The organism is Colwellia sp. E2M01 (assembly GCF_018860585.1).
Taxonomy (GTDB): Bacteria; Pseudomonadota; Gammaproteobacteria; order Enterobacterales; family Alteromonadaceae; genus Colwellia.
Genome location: NZ_JAHKPR010000025.1, coordinates 1 through 21,739 on the forward strand (window position 1 = coordinate 1; position 21,739 = coordinate 21,739).

Sequence of the window (21,739 nt, forward strand, 5' to 3'; positions counted from 1 at the left end):
AATGTACATAGAGCAAGCTCCCAAAGGGCTGAGGGCTCCCCAAAACGTGACAGGCATAGCAAATTATGATCTTATGTAGTTCGCCAAAACACACATAAGTTGGATCTGCTATGCCTGAACTATCACTTTGCCATAAATACTTTCAAGAGTCTTTATCTTCATTCAACAATGCCAGGATGAAGACATTAATGAACTGTAGTAATACGTTAATATCTGGTAGCAAACTAACGTTGACTGACATTGGAAGAAACCTCAAAGGCTCCGCACACGTAAAACATAAAATAAAGCGCGTTGATCGCTTCTTAAGCAACACACACTTGTATAATGAAAAAGTTGCTATCTACCATGCCCTAGTTCACCCCATCATTTCCTCTTTACCTATGTTAGCAATAGCTGTCGATTGGAGTGGAGCTTGTGGTCATGAATACCACTTACTGCGAGCAAGCTTATTAGTCGATGGACGGTCAATAGTCGTTTACAACATGGTCGTTAAACAACAAGACTTAGAGACACCAGAAGTTCACAGCTTATTTCTAGATAACCTTCAAAAAGTTGTAGGTTATCACCCTAATGTGTATATCGTAACAGATGGCGGTTTTCTTACTCCGTGGTACAGCAAAGTGCTTTCTCTTGATTGGCACATGATTGGTCGCCTACGTGGGTCGATGACATGTCAGTTAGAAAATCAATCGCAATGGCAAAAACTTAAGCAGCTTAGAGCAGACGCTAGTGAAATACCGCGTTCATTAGGTAGAGCAAGGTTAACACGACATAGTCCCACAGCCTGCGATGCATTTTTGCATTTATATCATGGAAAAAGTAAAGGTCGAACGGGAAAAAGTAGATTTACTAAAGACACCAAAATGTATCAAAACTTAGCTAAGGAGCCTTGGTTACTAGCGACATCAGATAAAGAGGTGACGAGTAAGCAAGCTGTCTCTTTGTACGGAAAAAGGATGCAAATAGAACAAAATTTCCGTGACGATAAAAGTATTGAGTATGGATTTTCATGGCGCTCTAGCAAAAGCAAAGGAATACAACGCATGGAGATATTATGTTTGATAGCAGCTTTAGCTAGCATAGCGCTATGGTTTGTGGGTTTTGAAGCTGAAAGAAGGGGGTGGCATAAAAAATTTCAAGCCAATACGACCAAAAACCGCAGGGTACTCTCCTTCTTAACATTAGCCAAACAATCCATACAGCATCTGTATTGTCGTATCAATATGAATTTTCTAAGGAAAAGTTTAACTCACTTTGTTTGGATGTATAAAAAAGAGGTAGCTATTTAAAAAATGGGGATCCCTCAGCCCTTTGGGTGTGGTCGCCACCGCGACGCCAAACAGTTCAAAAAACTCCAAACCGTTTTATTTTAACTAAAGTAGTCAGTCAGGTTTCAAATCTATACTGATACTTGTGAATATATTACTTACAAACGAAAAGCTTATTGGTATTACCTCACTTTTATAGGCAAAATAAGCGTAAAGTTACTTTCATCAAATGCTGAGCTGAATTTGAATATTAATTTAAATATTAACTTTATTGATAACATCAACCAAATAACAGATCTTGATTGGCAACAGGTAAATTCTTCGCCCTGCCCGTTTATTCAATATAGTTTTTTTGAGGCACTCGAAAATAGTCAATCAGCAAGTGCTCAACAAGGTTGGCAAGCTCATCATTTGATCGCATCGTTATCTAAAGAAGAGACAGCTAATGAAGTTACGGCCATCATGCCTATGTACCTTAAGAGTCACTCTTGGGGTGAATATGTGTTTGATTGGGATTGGGCTGAGGCATTTAAACGTAACGGCATAGAGTATTACCCTAAACTCGTTGCTACTATTCCTTTTACGCCTGTGACTTCCGATAAGCTATTATCAACGCAGGTGTCGTTATCTGAGCTATTTAAACCGTTAATAGAGCATTGTGAACAAGAAGATATTCACAGTTGGCACCTCTTATATTGTCACCAAATAAAAACAGAACTACCTGAAGATGTATACGAGCGTAATACAGTCCAGTTCCACTGGTTTAATCGTGATTATCAAAGTTTCGATCATTTTCTTGAAGGTTTTACTTCCCGTAAACGTAAGAACACCCGTAAAGAAAGGCTATCAATTATTCAACAAGAGCTCACAGTTCGTCAATTAACACGAGATGAGATTACCGAGCAAGATCTCAAATTCTTTTATTTAACTTATCAAATAACTTACTTAAGGCGCGGGCATCAACCACATTTAAATTATGAATTTTTTTCTCAGCTAATATTTAATAACAACCAAAATAAAGTAGATAATATTCTCTTAATCATAGCCAGTAACTCATACGAAGACGTTGCTTGTTCGCTATTTTTTTATGATGATAAACAATTATATGGCCGATATTGGGGGTGTACTGAGCAGTATAATAATCTACATTTTGAACTTTGTTATTATCAGGGCATCGAGTTTTGCATCAGGAATAAACTAAAACAGTTTAATCCAGGTACCCAAGGTGAACATAAAATTCAACGCGGCTTCGAACCTGTACTAACCTATTCTTACCATTGGGTAAAGCATGAGCCATTTAGAAATGCAGTTAAAAATTTTTGCCAGCAAGAGCAACAAAGTATGTTAGCGTATCAACAACAGTGTCAGCAGTTGTTACCTTTCAAGCAATAAACTACTCTCAATACATACAAACCTAAACGAAATAAATAATTATGATGACTAAACCTTTTTCTCAAGCGTGTGAAAATAATAAAAAACCAATACTCACCATTTTATCTGAGGTATTTGCAAACACTAACCATGTACTAGAAATTGGCTCTGGCACTGGTCAGCATGCGGTTTACTTTAGCCAACATTTGCCAAATATAACTTGGCAAACCAGTGATTTATTAATTAATCACCCTGGTATCAACTTATGGCTAGATGAAGTAGACAACAACAATGTACGAAGACCTATAGAGATAGATTTAGCTAACTCTACGGTAATAAGCAATACTTGGAAACAGCTAAGCGCAAAGCAAACTATTGATGCCTTATATACAGCCAATACACTGCATATTATAAGTTGGTCATTGGTAGTTAAGTTTTTTGAAAGTATCAGCCAAAACTTATCGCTTAATAGCCATGTGTGTATTTATGGACCTTTTAATTACCAAGGTAATTTTACCAGCGAAAGTAACGCCAACTTTGACCTTTGGTTAAAAAGTAGAGATGTTAATAGCGGTATTCGTAATATAGAAGATATTTTAGCATTAGCCGAATCAGCAGGGCTTAAATTAATTGAAGATCACACAATGCCCGCTAACAATCGTTTATTAACCTTTATAAAGCACAGCTAATATAAAGTACAATTAACACTATACAAAAAAAGCCCTTAACAAATGCAAGTTAAGGGCTTTTAAATAATTTACTTATCAAACATATACCTAATTAAACGATAAGCCTAATGATTTCAAATTTTTTGTGCGTACTTTAATAACACTCGCTTCAGACTCAACTGTGTCTGCTTGGTTAAGATTGTCGTTTGATGCATCACTAATATTAACAATGTTTTGACTAATTTCAGCTGACACAACACTTTGCTCTTCTGCCGCTGTAGATATTTGCATAGTTAAATCAGCAATATCGGAAATAGCATTATAAAGGCCGGTTACCACATCTTGAGTGCTTTGCGTATCTGTAACACAATTCTCCGCTGACTTTTTACCTTCTGCCATTGTTTTAGACCAGTGACGAAGTGTACTTTGAATTTCATTGATTGATTTATGAATTTGTTCAGTTGCATCATGGGTACGACTAGATAAAGCTCTTACTTCGTCAGCTACCACAGAGAATCCCCTACCCTGCTCACCAGCACGAGCTGCTTCTATAGCCGCATTTAACGCTAACAAATTCGTTTGATCTGCAATACCTTGAATTTCTTGCATAATAGTACCAATTTTTTCGGCTTCTTCAGCTAATTCATTAGCTGAGCGTGATGACTCAGCCACATCTTCAGCTAAGCTTGAGACTTGTTGCATCGTTTTTGTCATTGCTTGATTTGCTTTATCACAGTCACCATGTGCTTGATGCACTTTGTCTGACGTATCCGTCGTATTTTGTGAAACCTCAGAGATAGTAGCGACCATCTCTTCAACCGCAGTAGCAACTTGATGTAACTCATTACTTTGTTTTTCAACACCACTTTTAGCATTGCCTGCCGCATTATTTAATTCCGCAACACTTGCTTCCATCATATTAGCGCTATCAACTACTCTACCTAAAATAGTTCTGACTTTCCCCTGTTGAACTTTAATATGAAAATCGGCAATACTGTGTGGTTTTACCCCTGAAAATATCCACCTAGATGCACTATCATATTCTGATTGTAACTGTTGAAAGTAAGTGGGAGTTGTAACTAATTCATCAAAATATAAAATAAAAGAAATAAATGGTAATAAAAACATGAACCAATTAGATAAGCTCATGGCGGCAATTAATGTTGTAATAGTAAATAGTGCAAATAAAATATGGCGGTTGTTAATTGAGGTATACCAACCTTCTATTTTCTTACCGTCATTGAGTTTCTGGTATGCAGAAATTGCCATTTCTTTCGCTTTAGCATCAAGGTTAACACGCACAGATTGATAACCTGACATTTTACCTTGCTCAAAAATAGGGCTGACATAGGCATCAACCCAATAATATCGACCATCTTTACAGCGATTTTTTACTGCACCTCGCCAATTTTGTCCTGCTTTGTTTTTTTCCCATAAATCTTTAAAAGCAGCTTTAGGCATATCTGGATGGCGAACCATATTATGATGTTGGCCAATTATCTCGTCTCGTTCATAACCAGAAACTTTACAAAAAGTATCATTTACATAAGTAATCACACCTCGTAAATCAGTAGTAGTAACAAGCTCTTCCCCCTGATTAAACGTAACTTCTTTATCTATAATTGACACATTGCGATTAGACATCCCTTTACCTCTTATAAAATTATTATTATAACTGACACTTAATATATCTATAATAGTAGTTTGTCAGCATTCTAACTATCAAGTTGCTACTACAATATTTTTCATTTCTCGTGTGTAATGACCTTAATTTATACTTTAATTATCGATCTTAGTTGTCGATCTTAGTTATCGCCCTTAATTATCAAGGTTTAATAAATTTGCTGGCGCAAATTGATCCGTTAATATCGTACTATCATTAGACCAATCTTGCTGAGTCGCCGTTGATCTCATATTACGATAGAGCATATTCACATCAACCCCAAAGCTTAAAAGCGCTGTAGCAAGTTGTGCGTTCTTTTCTGTTTGTAATACCGTCGATGAGGCTAGCCCCTTATTAAGCGCCAATATAATTCGATTATTATTGTTTTGATTGCTTACCTGATAAAAGTCACCAAATACAGCTTTATAAGTTGCTGATTCATATTTGTATAACTGACTTGAAGAAAAAGTATTAGCGGTTAATATGCCGTTTGCAGATAATAAGCTTTTTATTTCTAACAAAAATTCTTGGGTCATCAAGTGCTCAGGAATATAGTCACCGTTAAAGGCATCTAATATGATCCAATCATATTCTTGCTTCTTTAATAGCGCTCTTTTTACAAACACTCGACCATCTTGACTATACGTTTTTATTTGATCGTTCTCTAAAAAATCAAAATATTGTCTAGCAACTTTTATAACGCTTTCGTCTATTTCTACGTTGTCTATTAAACTAGTCGGTAATAAATCATGTAAGGTATTCGACATAGTGCCGCCACCTAAACCTATGATTAAAATTCGTTTTGGTTCAGGGTTTACTAATAACCCTGTTAACAATAGCTTAGTATAATTAAAGACTAATTGTTTAGGTTGGCTTTTTAAAAAACAACTTTGTCGGGTGTTATTACTTTTAACATTGAACTTTAAACAGCGTAAATCACCGTCGTCTTCTACTAAAATATTAGTATATAAAGAACGCTCACTATGGATAACATCAGCCTGAGCCGTATTAATCATGAATACGCTCGCTAATAACGCTGATACAATAGAAATACGCATTATTAAACCTCGCACTAAGTGGTGCTGAGAAAGAACATTAAGCATGGCTAACCTCTCCTGCTGTATTTAATGTCGCGAAGCTTGAGTTAACTTTAGAAAGAACAATTGCAGCTAAACCTAACAAGCCCAGTAATAAACAAACACTGATCACAATAGTATCTATATCAAACCACATCACGAAGTAGAAAGAGGTAATAATAGTACCTAATGCGCTGCCTAACGTTGAAACAAAGTAAAGTTTACCGGCAACTTGACCGCTTTCGTTAGGGCCTTTAACGAGCAATCTAACGGAATAAGGCGATAACATACCTAAGATAATTGTAGGAATAAAAAACAATACGGTAGAAGCGAGTAATGAGCCATAACGCGAGTCTTCAATAGCGATAAAGATAGTCTCCATTATCCAAGCGCTCGAAGTAACTATCGGTAATAAAGTAATCCCCGCTAGTATAAAAATAGCGCCATAACGACCAAGTGATGCATTTTTTGTAGAAAACTTACCGCCTAATAAATACCCTATTGATAAACTGAGCATAAATACCGTAATAATACTGCCCCAGATATGCACGCTACTACCAAAAAAAGGTGCCAGTATTCTACCTGCTAATAACTCGATACACATGATAGAAAAGCCACTGGTAAAGGCTAAAAAGTAAATAAATATATTTCTGTAATTAATTGATTTAGTTGCTGCTTGCATGTTTTATATCATTCTTTTTTATATAAAAGTATATAGCCACTGTAAATTATTTTTAAGGTGTTTGATAGTAAACAAGCGCAAATTTACGGTTCAGGTTATCTTCTTTAAAAGAATTAAAAATATTACGATAATTACCTCCAGATAAACACCATTACTCTACGTGAAAAACTACGCATTAAAAAAACGCACAAGCTATTAACTATTTTGTAACCAGCTCCTTTTTAACGACTAAAATGACAAAATTGTTATTAAAATAAAATTAATTTTATGAATACGTATGTACAGTATTTGTACTTGTCAAAAAATCATAAAAAATACATATACTATCAATAAGTTAAATATAATCTTTTCAATAAATCATATTAACTGCTGTTAATATAACCACATCAATCTCGTCTGACCAGATAATTTCCCTCTATTTAAACAACATAAATAAAACCATCTCACATTAATAAAAATCAAAACACAAACATATAACCATATGATTTATATATAGTTAAAAAATAGTTTGACTTAGGTTTGTATTCCAACCTATCTAAAGTGCCGCCACACTTCACTTCTCAAAAAATAACCTTTTAACAGCATTTACTGACTGAAATAACGTCTGCAAAAATGTTAATTTTATGTTTCTTTTGGCTCTCCCTTATTTCTGTAAAAATTTATGTTGTGCTATCGTCAAATCGAAAATAAACATAATAATTCTACCGAATAAGTGATTAATCAATCGCTACCTAAGCGGCAAAAATCACTTGATTCATTTAAAACAATAAAAATAATTTAAGGTGATGAGCATGCGCACAAGCAATCTCAGTAGGAGTCTCAATCGCTCCAGAATGTATTATCTGTTATCCCCTCTAACAATATCGGCGGCTTTTTCGACGGTATTAATGTCTCAGACGACTTTAGCTGCAGTTACCCCCACAGCAATTTGTTTTGATAATCAGAATGGATATAACAACCCTACACTGCATATGTGGAACTCATTTCCTGCTGGCGCTGTTACCAACACCAACTGGCCAGGTAAGAACATGGCTGCTGAAAATACTTTCTATTGTTACGATTCTGGCGTAGCGCTCACTAGCCTAAATGTTATTTTTAGTGATGATGGTAATCAACAAACTGAAGACTTGTTGTTAACAAGCCCAAATAATTGTTGGCAAAACAACCAGTGGAAAACATTGAGTGAATGTGGATTAATTACAGCTAATGCTCAGCCTAATGCTGATGCCGGTAGCGATATAACCGTCGCCGAAGGAGCAAGTGTTACCTTTGACGCCAGCGCTTCATCAGACGTGGATGGTAATATTGTCAACTACGCATGGAGTAACCAATTAACCGGTATTAACCCGTCAATGGTATACAGCAACGCGGGAAGTTATGTGGTTACACTAACAGTAACCGACAACCAAGGTGCAACAAGTACAGACACGGTAACCATCACTGTTACTAGCACAACAGCAACGTCGATTGCCGCAACCAGTATTTGTTACGACAACACAGCTAATTACGCCGTTCCAACAATCTACTTGTGGGACTCAACCCCTGCAGCTGCACTCGCTAATTTCAATTGGCCGGGTGAAACTATGACTAAAATGTCGGGCGCTCAAGCTAATTATTACTGCTATGACCCAAGCGTTGAACTTACTAGCATGCAGGTTATTTTTAATGGTTACGGTAATAATAGCGGTAATGGCCAAACTAACGATTTAGTCGTCACCCCGCCTAACTCATGTTATAAAAATAATGCGTGGACCAGCCTAGCATCCTGTGGATTTGCAGTTGAACAACCCGGTAATATTCCGCCAACAGCAAATGCGGGGGATGATTTCACTATTACGGTAGGGCAAACAGCTAACTTTAACGGTAGTGCATCAACCGACAGTGATGGCACTATTACCAATTATAACTGGAGCAATGGCTTAACTGGTGTAAGCGCCAGCCAAGTATATACTTCACCAGGCACTTATGTAGTCACCTTAACGGTCACTGACAATGATAATGAGTCAGCGCAAGATAACATCACTGTTACTGTGGTAGCAGCGCCAACGTATAACTTCCCAACAAGCAAAGCCATTTATTACATTAATGATAATAACTGGAATGCACCAACTGCTTATATTTGGCAGGTATTACCTGCTGACTCTATAGCTGATGGCCAATGGCCCGGACAAGCACTTACTGATTTTGGCGGCTTAAATGCTTGGTTCATTGAAATTGATGATAACGCGCAAAGTGGCAATGTTATCTTTAATAATAATGGCGCGAATCAAAGCGCAGACTTAAATTTTTCTGGCGACTTACTGTGTTACAATAATGGTGTTTGGATGACCATTGCCGCATGTAATATTCCACAAACTACAAACAGTAGCGCTGATGCCGGTGGCGATCGCACTGTGAATATCAATAGTAAAATTGCATTAACTGCCGTGGCATCATCTAGTTCAACAAAAGACGCTACTTGGCAAAGCTCTGCTTGGTCAGGCGAGTTAAATGGCGCTAACGTAGTAACGCCCACAATAACTACAGCGGGTACCTTTGAAGTGACCCTAACCCTTACTGATGGTGATCAAGATACCTTTAGTTTAACCGTTGTTAATGCCACCCAAGGTATCGCCGAAAGACAACAACTTGCTGCGCCACTTAACTTTCCGTTATCGGGCAATGTTTCATCAAGTAATTATGAATACGAGTCGGCATTCCCAGCATTAGATGGCAGCTTTATTTCACCTGTCATGGTAACCAACGACGGTTTAAATGATTTAATTTATATTGTTGATAAATCTGGCAAGGTTTTAGTTTTCCCAAATGATCCAACAGTTACACCTGCACAAGTAAATACGCTATTAGATATTAGTAATGAGGTGCGTGATTATCATGAACAAGGTTTGTTATCTATCGCTTTTCATCCTAATTTTGCCACCAACCGTTTAGCTTATATTTATTATATTGAAGGTGATAACGACAACGAAAGTGACAACGGCGTATTTGGTGATGGTGTATTAGAGCGCATCACTTTAGATGATGCGAGCAACCCTACCATTGCTGAGTCACGTATTGAGGTTTTACGTATACCGCAACCTGGCCCAGATCACAAAGGCAGCATGATGCAATTTCATCCATCAACGGGGGAGTTTTACATGAGCCTTGGTGATGGTGCCTATGGTGATACCGCATTAATACCAACTCAACCCGATCCAAGAACAAACAACAGCGCCCAAGAAACAACTAATTTACGCGGTAGTATTATTCGTCTAATTATGCGTGAAACACCAAATGTTAACGGCAAATATTACGATATTCCATCAGACAACCCCTTTGTTAATGATGATAGTGTGCGTGATGAAATTTGGTCATTTGGTCATCGTAACCCATGGCGTTTTAGTTTCGATCATCAAGCCCCTTATACCTTATGGCAAACTGAAGTAGGCCAAGCAGGTTTTGAAGAGGTTAATATTATTCAAGCCGGTGGAAACTATGGCTGGCCAATATGCGAAGGTAACACTCATCGTGGTAATGACGGCGGCGATCCAAATAACAGCCGTAGTTGTAGTGGCGACTTAATTGCCCCTGTAGGCGGTTATACTCACGATACAGGGTCAGTTTCCATCATCGGTGGTTTTGTTTACCGTGGTACAGCATTACCCGCTTTAACGGGTCGTTTCATTTACGGTGATTACGTATCTAAAAAGATTTGGTCAGCGGTTGAAGGTGATCCCAATAAACTCGTTAGTGATGCATTCCCTAGTAATATTTCATCGTTTGGAACAGACATGAGCGGTGAAGAAGTTTTTGTTACTTCACACGGCGTTGAATACGGCGGTTTATCAATTTTATATCGTATGATAGACAGTGAAGCACAAGCAGCTGTTATTCCTGCTAAATTATCAAATACAGGCATTTTTGCTGACTTAATAACACAAACACCTGTTCACGGCGTTATCGAATACGACGTTAACTCAGATGGCTGGTTTGATGGTTTAAAAGCTCGTCATTTTTTCGCCATCCCCAATGAAAGTAATATTGAATTTAACGAAGATGAAGTTTGGAATTTACCCGTGGGTAGTGTGTTAGTTAAACATTTGTCTTTACCTGTAAACGCCACAAACACTACCCCATTTGAAACCTCGGTATTATTTAAACAAGTATCAGGAAAGTGGGCGTCTGCTAATTATCGTTGGAACCCACAAGGTACTGATGCTGATTTAGTTAATGAAGCCTTTAATGAAACCGTAGCACAATATTACAATGGTGCTACCACTAATGTTAATCGCCAAGTTCGCTCAGGTGCAGAATGTACTTCATGTCATTTAGGTACAGGTAGTAAAGAACCCTTAGCAATTACCACAGCTCAGCTAAACCGCGATTTAAACTATCAAGGTGTGGTTAGCAATCAAGTCGATTTATTTAATCAACTTGGCTTATTCACTAACACTATTGCTGGAGCAAACAGCTTAACCGCCTATCCTGATCCAGAAGACACCAGTGCAGATATTGATAACCGCGCTCGCGCCTATTTATCAACTAACTGTGCTCATTGTCATGATGGCAGCTTAATGGATCTAAACTACGATACACCAGTAAACCAAATGGATATTATGAATATTCAACGCTCTGGTGTTTATCGCATGTTGCCGTTTGATCATGCAGCAAGCTTAATACATATTTATCAAACCGACGATGCTAACCGTATGCCAAAAGGTAGTGTGTTAACCAATCCTCTTGCTGATGACTTAATTGCGGCTTGGATTGACGGGCAAACTGCCACACAAACAGGCATGGAAGTCACCGTAAAGCAAAGCCCCATAGTACCAAACAGCCAAGTTACCCTATCAAGCTTTGGTTTATATGATAATGGCTTTAAAACCATTCCGATCACTGCGGTTGAGTGGGTTTCTAGTGATACTAGCGTTATCGATCCAATAGGCAGTAGTGCAACTATCAACACCATTGCAGGTAATACTGGCGTTACCACCGTTTGGGCTAGTAATAACGGTTATGTGGGTAGCATAGATATAGCAGTAGTTGGTGCACCAAATCAACCAACAAATTTTAGTGCAACATCCACCAGTGCAGACTCAATTACTTTAACTTGGAATGATAATGCCGATAATGAGCAAAACTACCTGCTGAGTCGCTCAACAAACACTAACGGGCCTTTTGCCCCTTTAATAACACTTAATCAAAATAGTAATGCTTTTATTGATACAGGTTTAGAAGTAAACACCCTTTATTACTACCAATTAATAGCTGTCGCTGAAAACGCCAATAGCCTCGCGGTTACTGCTAGTACAAGCACTCAAGATACGGGCTCTATTGACAGCATTGAACTTATTAGTAATCAAACCACTCGTCTCATTGCCGGTGAAACCAAACAGCTAGTCGCGGTAGCGCATGCTGGCGATATAACTCGAGGTATTACCTTAGGAGCAAGTTGGATCTCAAGCAACACAGCTATTGTTAATGTCAGCTCAGCAGGTTTACTCACTGCAGGTAATACTGCGGGTACTGCCGACATTACCATTAATTACCAAGGAAAAACCGATAACATAACGGTTACTAACATAGGTGCTGGCCAATATGCTTACTTTAATGTTCCAAGTAATTGGGACACGCCTATGGTTTATATTTGGACCAATGAAAATGGCACAGAAACTGATCGTTCAGCTGCTTGGCCAGGTACTGATTTAACCGAAATTGCTACCGAATTTGGGGGAACATGGTTGCGATTTAGCTTACCAACTGCATGGGCTAACAGTAATGGCAATGTGAATATCATATTTAGTAATAACGAGGCCAATCAAACCGAAAATCTTACTGTTGGTCTTGCCAATCCAAGTTGGTACGACAATGGCTGGTTAGCTCAAGCACCTAGTGGTAATGGCGTAGAAACTGGCGGCCAAGTGCAAGTAGGTAACGGCTCAGTTCATTTAAACGGCAGTGATAACTTATCCGGTAAGCTTTTTACTCGCGGCACGGTTGTTGATATTAATGCAAACTCTGCAGGCACGGGTTTAGAGTTTTCTGGATGGGAAGGATCAGGCATTGCTTATCTTGTTGACCCAAGTCAGGCCAATACTCAATTAGTAATAGGCGATGCTTTTTCATACACCTTACTTGCTGTATTCGATTCAGTAAATGATCCTTATGTGCAAGGGCGAACTTTCTTTAACGAACAAGGCTGTACTGGCTGTCATGGAACGGCAGGTGACAGCGGTACGTCATTACTTAACGTTGCGAATAACTACAGCTTAAGTCAATTGACTAATTACATCGAAAATAACATGCCTATAGGCAATGCCGCAGCTTGTACTGGAGATTGTGCCTCATCAACGGCTGATATGATTTTGGCCGGAGCTTACTCGGCCCCAGCAAACATGTGTAATGCGACCGACTTAAATGATTTGATCCCACAAGATAGAAGCTACCGTTTGTTATCAACCTTAGAGTACAACAACTCAATTCGCGATCTATTAGGTTTAGCTAATAACGTTGATGTCACTTCAGGGCGCATTCCTGCTGACATTCCCGTAAACGGCTTTAAAACAAATGCAAATACCTTGTTCACTAATGATTATGCAAAAGGCTATGTTATTGCTGCAGAAACGGCGGCGAATATGGTCAACAATATTTATGATTTAACTAGCGGTTGTAGCGATATAACCTGCTTTATCACCACTTTTGGTAAACGTGCATTTCGCCGTCCATTAACACCAGATGAAGTCGCTGATTTAACCGCGGTTTACACTGAGCATGGTGATATAGGCGTATTGTCAGCTATGTTATCAGCACCCGCTATGCTTTACCGCTCAGAAGTTGGTGAAGCCAATGGCTCTGGTTACTATGAATTAACTGATTATGAAGTAGCTGCCATGTTGTCTTACACTTACTGGGCAACCACACCTGATGCTAATTTAATGGCTAAAGCCGAAGCTGGTGAGCTAAGTACACCAGCACAAATTGCTGCAACCGTTAGTAATATGCTGCAAGATCCTAAAGCTAAAAGTGCTTTTGAACGTTTTATTTCAGGTTGGTTAGACTTGGATAAAGAGATCAAAACACCTGAGCTTAGCGACAGTTTAAAAGCTGACATGAAACAAGAAACCATTGAATTTGTTCGCCGAACCGTATTTGAAGGTGGGCAATACAATGACTTGTTAACCGCAAACTACAGCTTTATGACTCAGCAACTTGCCACCCATTACGGTTTACAATGGCCTGGTGGCAGTGATTGGCAAAAAGTTAATTATATCAGCGGAGATGGCGAGCAAAATGGTAACAGTGAACGTCGCGGTATATTAGGCCACGCGGGTATTTTAACTTTGCAGTCAGCTTCAGAAAAAACTCATCCAGTTAAACGTGGGCTATTTGTACGCCGTAATCTTATGTGTCAAGACTTCCCGCCACCACCTATTGGCGCAATATTAAAACCACAAGAAGATCCAAGCTTAACGGTGCGTGAACGTTTTGAAAATGCCCATTTACAAGACGGTTGTGAATCATGCCACCAATATATTGATGGTATAGGTTTTGGCCTTGAAAATTACAATGAAGTTGGCTTATTTACCACCACAGAAACCACTGACGATGGCCAAGTTAAAGTAATTAATTCTGCAGGTTATATCGGTAGTTTATATTCGGCTGAAACCTTTTTATCAGCGAGCGATCCGGTAGTGCCTTATCAAGGTTTAGATGAATTAGCACAGCTTGTAGCAGATAGTGCACATGGTAAAGCTTGTTATGCTCGTCAATGGTATCGCTATATGCGAGGCCAACGTGAAAGCAATGAAGATAGCTGTACAGTACAAGTGTTTGGCCAACTATTTAAAGACGGCGCTAATACAAGCATGCTTGATCTGATGATTCAGTTTACCCAAACCAAAAACTATACCTTGCGTAAGTAGTGGAGCAAACAAAATGACTTTTTTAAAAAATAAAATGCAACGTCGTGACTTTCTTCGCACCCTAGCTAAAGCGGGATTAACTACCGCCTTTGCAAGTCAATTTGCTTTCTCTCCTAAAGTATTTGCAGCGGCGGGTGAAGCAAGACGATTTATCATGGTGTATTACCCTAATGGTTGTGTTCGTGACAAATGGCATAATTATGAGATTGGCGGCTTAGGCTCTGGTAGCTTTGCTAACAGCCCTTTAGAACCTTTAGAAAGCCATATAGATAAAGTTTTGCCCATTAAAAACTTAACCTTTGCTGGTCATGGTGGGGTATCTGCTCACCCTGCTGCATGTAAAGCGGTGTTTTCAGGCGGACAAGTCGATGCGCCAACCTTTGATGCAGAAATAGGCGCGCAACTTGGCGGAAATACCACCAACAATCTACATGTAGGGGTTTGGTCTAGCAAAGCACAAGGCTCTGAATATATGCCATTTACCGACATCAATGGCAATAAAATTGATGTTCCTGATAACCCACAAATGATTTACGATAATTTATTGGCTGACGTGGTTAATAACGCCAATCAAAGCGAAGCTTCACCAGAAGACTTACGCCGTAAACGCGTACTTGAATCCTTGCATGAAAACCTAGATTTACTACAAGGTAATACTTTAAATATTCAACAACAAGGTAAGTTACTTACCCATGAAGAGTCTTTAAATTATTATCAAAAAGTATTAAATAGCTCGCTCGACATTGGTGATGGTTCAGGATTTTACCGCCCCAATGTAGGTATGAGCGGCATAAATACTGAAGCAGAAGAAGTTGCTAAAGCGCAAATGCGAAATATTGCTATGGGCTTTCAAGCAAATATAACCCGCACTGCAAGCTTTCAATTTATGGCTGCGCAAGATGAATCATTAAAGGTTAACTTCGAAAGTATTCGTCCTTACATGGGAGAATACGGCAGTGGCGCAAGGCTAGACTGGAATGAAACACGATCGCACGTAAGTTCACACAACGAATCAAACTTATTTGACTCGCAAACACGTTGGTACAATATGATGGTAGCTTATTTAATGGATCAATTAGCTTCGCGTCCTGACAGTGCCTATGGCGGAACCTTGCTCGACAATACTTTGATATTAGTGATGTCTGAAGTTGGCGGTGGTAACCATCAACTTGAAAACCCAGGCATTTATTTAGCTGGTGGTGCAGGTAATGCTATTAACAGAGGTATGGCAACGGATGCCAACAATGCAGGTATGTCTAATTTGTACTTAGATATCGCCAATGCTTTCGGCTTAGGTTGGAATAGTTATGGCAATAGCTTTGGCGGAGTAAACGGGGTTTTGGTGTAACTTTATATATCCATCACAGCTCAAGGTGCAGATTTCAGCAAGTCGAAAAAGGCTCAGGTACAAAGCATTGATTGAAGAAAATAATTATTCTCTTGTCTAAATCAATAACGCCGTAGATGATCCTTTATCGCCTTGTCCGCAGGGAGCTAAGTAGAACATCAGTCCTGCGTTGCGATACTTGATAAGGACGCTACATGGGTGTTGCTTATTAGAGAATGCTGGAAGCATATTATCCTGAGTAACCATTATCTACGTAACGCGCCTTGACCTGTTATCCTAGCTTAACTCTGAACCTGCACCTTAAAGTGTGATGGGTATACAGCGTTATCTGTTTTTTGATTAAGACCAGATAACGCTGTTTCCATTCAAAATAACTAGTCATGTTAACGCAAAGCAGTTAATTAAAATCGTTCTGCTATTTTTTAAACGGCAACAGGAGTAACGATAAAAGTGAGCTGTTTTGCTTCGCATCAGGGTAATCTGTTAAGCCGATAGCTAACTCGCTATCACTTTTTTGCGCACTGTCTTTATAACTACCGAATAACTTATCCCACCAAATAACACTAAAGCCATAATTTGAATTGGTTTCACTAACTCGTTGACTGTGATGAATACGGTGCAGTATTTGTGTCATTAATAGTAGTCGTAACGGTTTTTCTATTACCTGCGGTAAACGAATATTAGCGTGATTAAATAATGCCAAGCCATTTAAGGTTATTTCAAATATCAACACCGCAATAGCCGGTACGCCAAATGCGCTGACAATAATAAGTTTGATGATTATGCTTAGCACTATTTCAAGAGGATGAAAACGTAAACCAGTACTGGTATCAACATGAGCGTCCGCATGGTGAACCCGATGTAAGCGCCACAATATGGGTATTTGATGAAACAACCGATGCTGCCAGTAGATTACAATATCAAGAATGAATAAGCTTAAAGTAATAACGACAAAGCTAGGTAGACTCATTACGTTAAATAAGCCAATACTATGTTCTTCGTTATAAAACGCTACCGCAGTGAGACCTATAGGTACAGTTAAACGGGCAATCACTGATGAGACAAACACTAAGCCAAAATTTGCAAGCCAACGCTTGGATGATTTTATTGGTGATTTACGTGCAGGCAGCTGCCACTCAAGCAACATCATGATCACTAAAATGCTAAAAAAGAATCCTAATCGCCAGCTCTGTTCGTTAGTCATTGCTTTCCTCTTTATCCTCAATCACATTAGCATTTACTTCATTAATATTGACGTCTTTAACATCGACCTTACTAGTCTTTGCGTCATTAACATCAAGCTTTTGTTGTTTGAGGGTGTGATAACCTCCATGAATTCGGGTGAAAATTGTGATAGCACACGCGATAGCAAAAAGATAAGCAAGCACAGCAAAGTGTTGCGGCCAAATACAAAAAGCAATAAACAAGGCAATGGTTTCTGTACCTTCGGTTAAACCATTTAAATAATAAAAGCTCTTGTATTTAAATTGCGGTTTATCAATGTTAAATTTTTCAGCGGCAATAGCAAAAGCCAGAAAGCTTGAGCCAGTACCAATAAAAGTTGTTAACAAAACAGCGCCCGCAATAGCGTTTTGTTCCGGGTTAGCCAAAATAAAACCCAGCGGAATAGCCGCGTAAAATAAGAAATCGAGGGTAATATCTAAAAAACCGCCCGCACTTGAACTTTGCTTGGCATACCTCGCAAGTGCGCCATCTAATCCATCTAAAATACGATTAACAATAACGGCGGAAAGTGCCCAATACCATAACTGAAAAGCTAATAATGGCAGCGCTAACATGCCGACTAAAAAACCATAAAAAGTAATTTGATCGGCGGTAACATTACGCTGATGCAGCAAAGCAACGACCGGAGTTAATAATGGTTTGATAACGGGTGTAATGAATTTATCTAACATAATATCCCTCTAATTAGCCGGCTAAGGTGATGATTTTTCCGCCGGCAGCCTCGGCATCACTATGATCATGGCTTACCATTAAGGCCGGTAATTGATGATAACGAATTTGTTCAAAAACTAACTGTCGCGTATCTTCGCGTAATTGCACATCAAGCTTACTAAAGGGTTCATCAAGTAATATCGCTTTCGGCTCACTCAGTAATACCCGTAGTAAGGCAACACGCGCTTGTTGTCCGCCTGATAAGTTATCAGGGTGTCTATCGCCAAATCCTGACAAACCAAATTGCTCAAGCGCGTCGTCTATTTTTTCAAGTCGTTGTTTTTTATTACTGGCAGGCATGGCAAAGGCAATATTGCCGGCAACAGACAAATGGGAAAACAATAATGCATCTTGATATAACACACCAACATGTCGTAAATGTGCAGGTGTGTTAGTTATCTCATTACCATTTAGGTAAACCTCACCCGTGGTATGAAAAGCTGACGGTAATGAGCCAGTTAGCCAATTCAACAAGCTGGACTTACCGCTCCCCGAGGGTCCCATAATGGTAAGTATTTCACCGCCATTTATTTGCTCGTTAACACTCAGCAATAAGTCATGCTGACGAAACAACTGTAAATTATTTATCTGTAAAGATGGCTGCATTCAAATAACCTTTAGCGTTGTGCGCTTTTATAAATAAATTTAGGTAATAACCAAGCAAGTATAAAACCAAGCAGTGGTAATAACATTTGCATCAGCGCATAGACCGCGCTAGTGCGACGACTTGCGCCATTAGCCAGAGTAACCGCTTCGGTGCTTATGGTGCTAATGCGCCCTCCTCCGGCTAGTAATGTTGGTAAGTATTGGCCAAAACTAATGGCGAGGCCTAAAGCGACGGCAATTAAAATAGCTGAAAATAATTGCGGTAATTTTACCTTAAAAAATACCTTACTTGGCTTAGCCCCTAAACTTGCGGCGACAATAGCAAAACGTTGGTCTAATTGGCGGTAACTGCTCGATAGCGATAAAAACACATAAGGCAATACAAATAACAGATGGGTAATAATGACATTAATATAGTTAATATAAACGGTTTTCACATTGCTTGATTGATGACTTAACTCTGCTAATGATTGCTGAGCGAGTTGTTGCACTAAAACCAAGCCAAAGAGAAAAGCAATACTAGGCACCAAAAGCGGCATATACAGTATAAAACTGATAAAACCTGATACTTTTTTACCCCTCATCTGCTCTGATTCAAGACAAAGTAAGGTTAAAATAATAGCCAATAAGGTGGTGATAGCACCAATAACTAGGGTATTAATTAACGGCGTACCCATTTGCATAACGGCGCTTTGCCAATGTAATAAAGTTAACGTATCGGGTAATAGCGCAGGAAAACGCCAAAAGCCCGCCACTGACCACATAACTAATCCAACCAACGCCAAACTTATAAATATCACCACTAACAGGGTAATAACCGAGGTAAGCTTTTGAAAATAGGCACCGCCATATTCGCGCTTGCCATTGGTTAAGCTATCAGAAAAAAAAGCGCGAATGGCTTTTTCAGCTAGCAGCCAAAGCGCTAAGATGCCGCCGGTCACAACAAGTTGTAATAATGCGCCCGCCGAGGCTTTAAGGCGAAGATTTAAATCAACATCATTAAACCAATGCATAATTGCCACCGCTAGGGTTGGCGGCGTGTTAGGTCCTAAAATCAAGGGCATTTCCACGCTTGAACTGGCATAGGCTAAAACGGCTAATAGTGGTAAACGCAGCAAGGGATATAAACTAGGCAATATCACTTTAAAGAAGGCGGTCATGGGGCAATAACCGAGATTAAGTGCCACCTTGTGCTGTTGACGGAGCTTTTTTCCTAATTCAGGTTGAGCTAATGCGCCTAATGCCATCAAAAGTAAAAAAGGTAATTCTTTTAAGGTTAAGCCAACAATAATACTTAGCCCGTAAGGATCGTGTGGAAAAATACCGTGCGGCGCAAAATCCCATCCCGTTAACCACGGCGATATTAACCGAGCAAGCATACCTGATGGCGCAATTAAAAAGCCAACGGCAATAGCCGCTGCCGCATGTGGGATCACTAAAATAGGGCTAAGTATTTGCTGAATACGCGCCAGCCAAACACTATTAAAAAAAGCGGCAAGTATCATTAAGGTAATAACAAAGGCAACAAAGGTACTTATGAAGCCTGTTGTAGCACTCAACATAATCATTTGCCCAATACCTGCGGTTTGCCATAATGCGGTAAAAGCTTGTAGGCCAATATTGTATTGATTCAACACAGGTGCCCAACCGAAAGCAGGTAATATAACCCCAATTAAACCACCAAATACCGGTACGACCAATAATAGTAATAAAAGCTTAGGGCTGAGTTTAACCAACACTGTGAACCAATCTGTTGGCTGTGCTAACGCTTGCTCTGTGTTGCGCGTAACAACAGTACTATTTATTTGGCTCATTGGCTTACCCCATAACGGGCTTGCCAACCGTCAGCAATAGCCTTTACCCAACTTGGATGCGGCTCACTTAACGTCATTTTAATACTATTAACAGCTAAGGCGCTTGGATGTGCTTGTTCAGTTTGAAACAGTGCTTGTTGCTCTTTAGTTAGGATTGCATGAACTAACACACTACGATCTCCCCACACATTGGCTTGTTGCTTGTAGGCTTGCGCTGCTGGGCTTAATAAAAAGTTTGCCACTAGCTGGGCACTTTGTTGATGGCTTGCGTTATAAGGTATACCGACAAAGTGAGTATTACTTAAACTACCATCACGCATTGCATAGCTACGGATACTAGGCGGTAAGTCATAACGCTTTACCGCGGCCGGTACTTCTGGGGCTGAAAAAGTAAACGCTAAACTCAGCTCAGTATCATCAACTAGTCGGCGCATCTCTACGCCACTTTGCATAAAATACTCGCCTTTGCGCCAAAGATGAGGGTGAAATTCATCTAAAAAATCCCATAATGGTTGGAGTATTAAATCACGGTTATTTAATGCTGCTGGCGACGTCACTGCCGATGCTGCTGGCGATGTTTCTGGCTGTGTTACTGAATGTGTTGCCGGCATGTAAAGCTGCGCTTTAATGCGCTCATCACTTTGTTGATGTAATACCACCAAAGCATATTTTAAAAAGCTTATCCCTAAAAAATCTGGGGGTTTGGGATAACTAAAACGCCCTGGATTTTTTTGACTCCAAGCTAGCAATTCATCTAGAGTTTGCGGCGGGTTAGTTGTTGCCAGCTGATCATAATAAAAGCTCAATGAGGCTTGTCCCCAGGGCGATTCCATACCTTGGGTCGGCACACCAAAATCAAGTGTTACAGTAGGATTATTATCGGGGTCAGTTAAAGCGAAATTAGGCAGTTTGTTCGCCCAGTTTTTCAATAATAATGAATGCTCAGCCATCGCAGCAAAGTTAGCACCATTTATCCATACTAGGTCAACACTACCTTGGCTATTATTGTTGGCTGACTTTTCCGCTAATACTCGACTGACAGCTTCACTGGTGTCGGTTAATTTAACCTGTTGTAAAGTAATATTGTATTTGGCTTTAACTTGCTGAGCTACCCAGCGTATGTAGCTGTTTATTTGTGGGTCACCGCCCCAGGCATGAAAAAAAACCGCTTGGTTTCTTCCTCCACTTTCAATGTTTTGCCAATGCTCTGCTTGCTCGTTACTTTGTATGCTACTTTTTACATTACTTTTTATACTGGGCGTAACTTCTCCAGCACTTACGCTTAACGTTAACATTAGCGTTAACATTAGCGTTAGTGTAAATAAAACAGTGAGCAGAAGCGTCAAACGGCTAAGCTTGATTTCTCCGAAGTTGAGCTTAAGGTTT

Annotated in this window: 13 protein-coding genes; 5 read left to right on the plus strand and 8 right to left on the minus strand. The window is 39.4% G+C overall.

All coding sequences use genetic code 11. From position 1 onward, the window contains the following. Positions 1-110 precede the first annotated feature (110 nt). The 3 genes from KO502_RS05180 to KO502_RS05190 all read left to right on the plus strand — a co-directional run bounded on the left by KO502_RS05180 (position 111) and on the right by KO502_RS05190 (position 3,328). On the plus strand, positions 111-1,289 hold the full coding sequence (locus tag KO502_RS05180; protein WP_216021509.1) for an IS4 family transposase: 1,179 nt from the start codon (positions 111-113) through the stop codon (positions 1,287-1,289). 222 nt (positions 1,290-1,511) lie between these two features. Then, positions 1,512-2,660: a peptidogalycan biosysnthesis protein gene (locus KO502_RS05185; RefSeq protein ID WP_216021510.1), complete on the plus strand. Its 1,149-nt coding sequence runs from the start codon at positions 1,512-1,514 to the stop codon at positions 2,658-2,660. A gap of 44 nt (positions 2,661-2,704) precedes the next feature. Next, positions 2,705-3,328, plus strand: a complete 624-nt coding sequence (locus tag KO502_RS05190; protein WP_216021572.1) for a DUF938 domain-containing protein — start codon at positions 2,705-2,707, stop codon at positions 3,326-3,328. 87 nt (positions 3,329-3,415) lie between these two features. Here the strand turns inward: KO502_RS05190 and KO502_RS05195 are convergent, their stop codons facing one another. The 3 genes from KO502_RS05195 to KO502_RS05205 form a co-directional block, all read right to left on the minus strand. Then, positions 3,416-4,951, minus strand: coding sequence for a methyl-accepting chemotaxis protein (locus KO502_RS05195; RefSeq protein WP_216021511.1), 1,536 nt, complete (start codon positions 4,949-4,951; stop codon positions 3,416-3,418). A gap of 174 nt (positions 4,952-5,125) precedes the next feature. Further along, entirely contained in the window at positions 5,126-6,028 is a 903-nt protein-coding gene (locus KO502_RS05200; protein ID WP_216021512.1) for a fused MFS/spermidine synthase, read from the minus strand. 37 nt (positions 6,029-6,065) lie between these two features. Further along, positions 6,066-6,728, minus strand: a complete 663-nt coding sequence (locus KO502_RS05205) for a fused MFS/spermidine synthase (protein WP_216021513.1) — start codon at positions 6,726-6,728, stop codon at positions 6,066-6,068. Positions 6,729-7,615: 887 nt separating this feature from the next. Between KO502_RS05205 and KO502_RS05210 the strand changes: the two genes are divergently transcribed. Together KO502_RS05210 and KO502_RS05215 are read left to right on the plus strand one after the other, a co-directional pair. Next, positions 7,616-14,629 carry a starch-binding protein gene (locus tag KO502_RS05210; RefSeq protein ID WP_216021514.1) on the plus strand — a complete coding sequence of 2,338 codons (7,014 nt, stop codon included), beginning with the start codon at positions 7,616-7,618 and terminating at the stop codon, positions 14,627-14,629. A gap of 13 nt (positions 14,630-14,642) precedes the next feature. Beyond that, complete coding sequence (locus tag KO502_RS05215) at positions 14,643-15,977, plus strand: DUF1552 domain-containing protein (RefSeq protein ID WP_216021515.1); 1,335 nt, start codon at positions 14,643-14,645, stop codon at positions 15,975-15,977. Between the two features lie 415 nt (positions 15,978-16,392). Here the strand turns inward: KO502_RS05215 and KO502_RS05220 are convergent, their stop codons facing one another. The 5 genes from KO502_RS05220 to KO502_RS05240 are packed head-to-tail and all read right to left on the minus strand — an operon-like array spanning position 16,393 to position 21,660. After that, a complete protein-coding gene (locus KO502_RS05220; protein ID WP_216021516.1) occupies positions 16,393-17,181 on the minus strand; it encodes a sterol desaturase family protein in 789 nt (262 codons plus the stop codon). Further along, complete coding sequence (locus KO502_RS05225) at positions 17,174-17,893, minus strand: CDP-alcohol phosphatidyltransferase family protein (protein WP_216021517.1); 720 nt, start codon at positions 17,891-17,893, stop codon at positions 17,174-17,176. Before KO502_RS05225 ends, KO502_RS05220 begins: the two co-directional genes overlap by 8 nt. Positions 17,894-17,906: 13 nt before the next feature. Further along, entirely contained in the window at positions 17,907-18,539 is a 633-nt protein-coding gene (locus KO502_RS05230) for an ATP-binding cassette domain-containing protein (protein ID WP_216021518.1), read from the minus strand. 11 nt (positions 18,540-18,550) lie between these two features. Further along, positions 18,551-20,353, minus strand: coding sequence for an ABC transporter permease subunit (locus KO502_RS05235; RefSeq protein WP_216021519.1), 1,803 nt, complete (start codon positions 20,351-20,353; stop codon positions 18,551-18,553). Beyond that, entirely contained in the window at positions 20,350-21,660 is a 1,311-nt protein-coding gene (locus KO502_RS05240) for an ABC transporter substrate-binding protein (RefSeq protein WP_216021573.1), read from the minus strand. Before KO502_RS05240 ends, KO502_RS05235 begins: the two co-directional genes overlap by 4 nt. Positions 21,661-21,739: the final 79 nt, after the last annotated feature.

Excerpts from the sequence above, each read along its gene's own strand:
- KO502_RS05210 (WP_216021514.1), top strand. The coding sequence starts at position 7,616 with ATGTCTCAGACGACTTTAGCTGCAGTTACCCCCACAGCAATTTGTTTT.
- KO502_RS05215 (WP_216021515.1), top strand. The coding sequence starts at position 14,643 with ATGACTTTTTTAAAAAATAAAATGCAACGTCGTGACTTTCTTCGCACC.
- KO502_RS05180 (WP_216021509.1), top strand. The coding sequence starts at position 111 with ATGCCTGAACTATCACTTTGCCATAAATACTTTCAAGAGTCTTTATCT.
- KO502_RS05230 (WP_216021518.1), bottom strand. The coding sequence starts at position 18,539 with ATGCAGCCATCTTTACAGATAAATAATTTACAGTTGTTTCGTCAGCAT.
- KO502_RS05200 (WP_216021512.1), bottom strand. The coding sequence starts at position 6,028 with ATGCGTATTTCTATTGTATCAGCGTTATTAGCGAGCGTATTCATGATT.
- KO502_RS05205 (WP_216021513.1), bottom strand. The coding sequence starts at position 6,728 with ATGCAAGCAGCAACTAAATCAATTAATTACAGAAATATATTTATTTAC.
- KO502_RS05220 (WP_216021516.1), bottom strand. The coding sequence starts at position 17,181 with ATGACTAACGAACAGAGCTGGCGATTAGGATTCTTTTTTAGCATTTTA.
- KO502_RS05240 (WP_216021573.1), bottom strand. The coding sequence starts at position 21,660 with ATGTTAACGCTAATGTTAACGTTAAGCGTAAGTGCTGGAGAAGTTACG.
- KO502_RS05190 (WP_216021572.1), top strand. The coding sequence starts at position 2,705 with ATGACTAAACCTTTTTCTCAAGCGTGTGAAAATAATAAAAAACCAATA.
- KO502_RS05235 (WP_216021519.1), bottom strand. The coding sequence starts at position 20,353 with ATGAGCCAAATAAATAGTACTGTTGTTACGCGCAACACAGAGCAAGCG.
- KO502_RS05225 (WP_216021517.1), bottom strand. The coding sequence starts at position 17,893 with ATGTTAGATAAATTCATTACACCCGTTATCAAACCATTATTAACTCCG.
- KO502_RS05195 (WP_216021511.1), bottom strand. The coding sequence starts at position 4,951 with ATGTCTAATCGCAATGTGTCAATTATAGATAAAGAAGTTACGTTTAAT.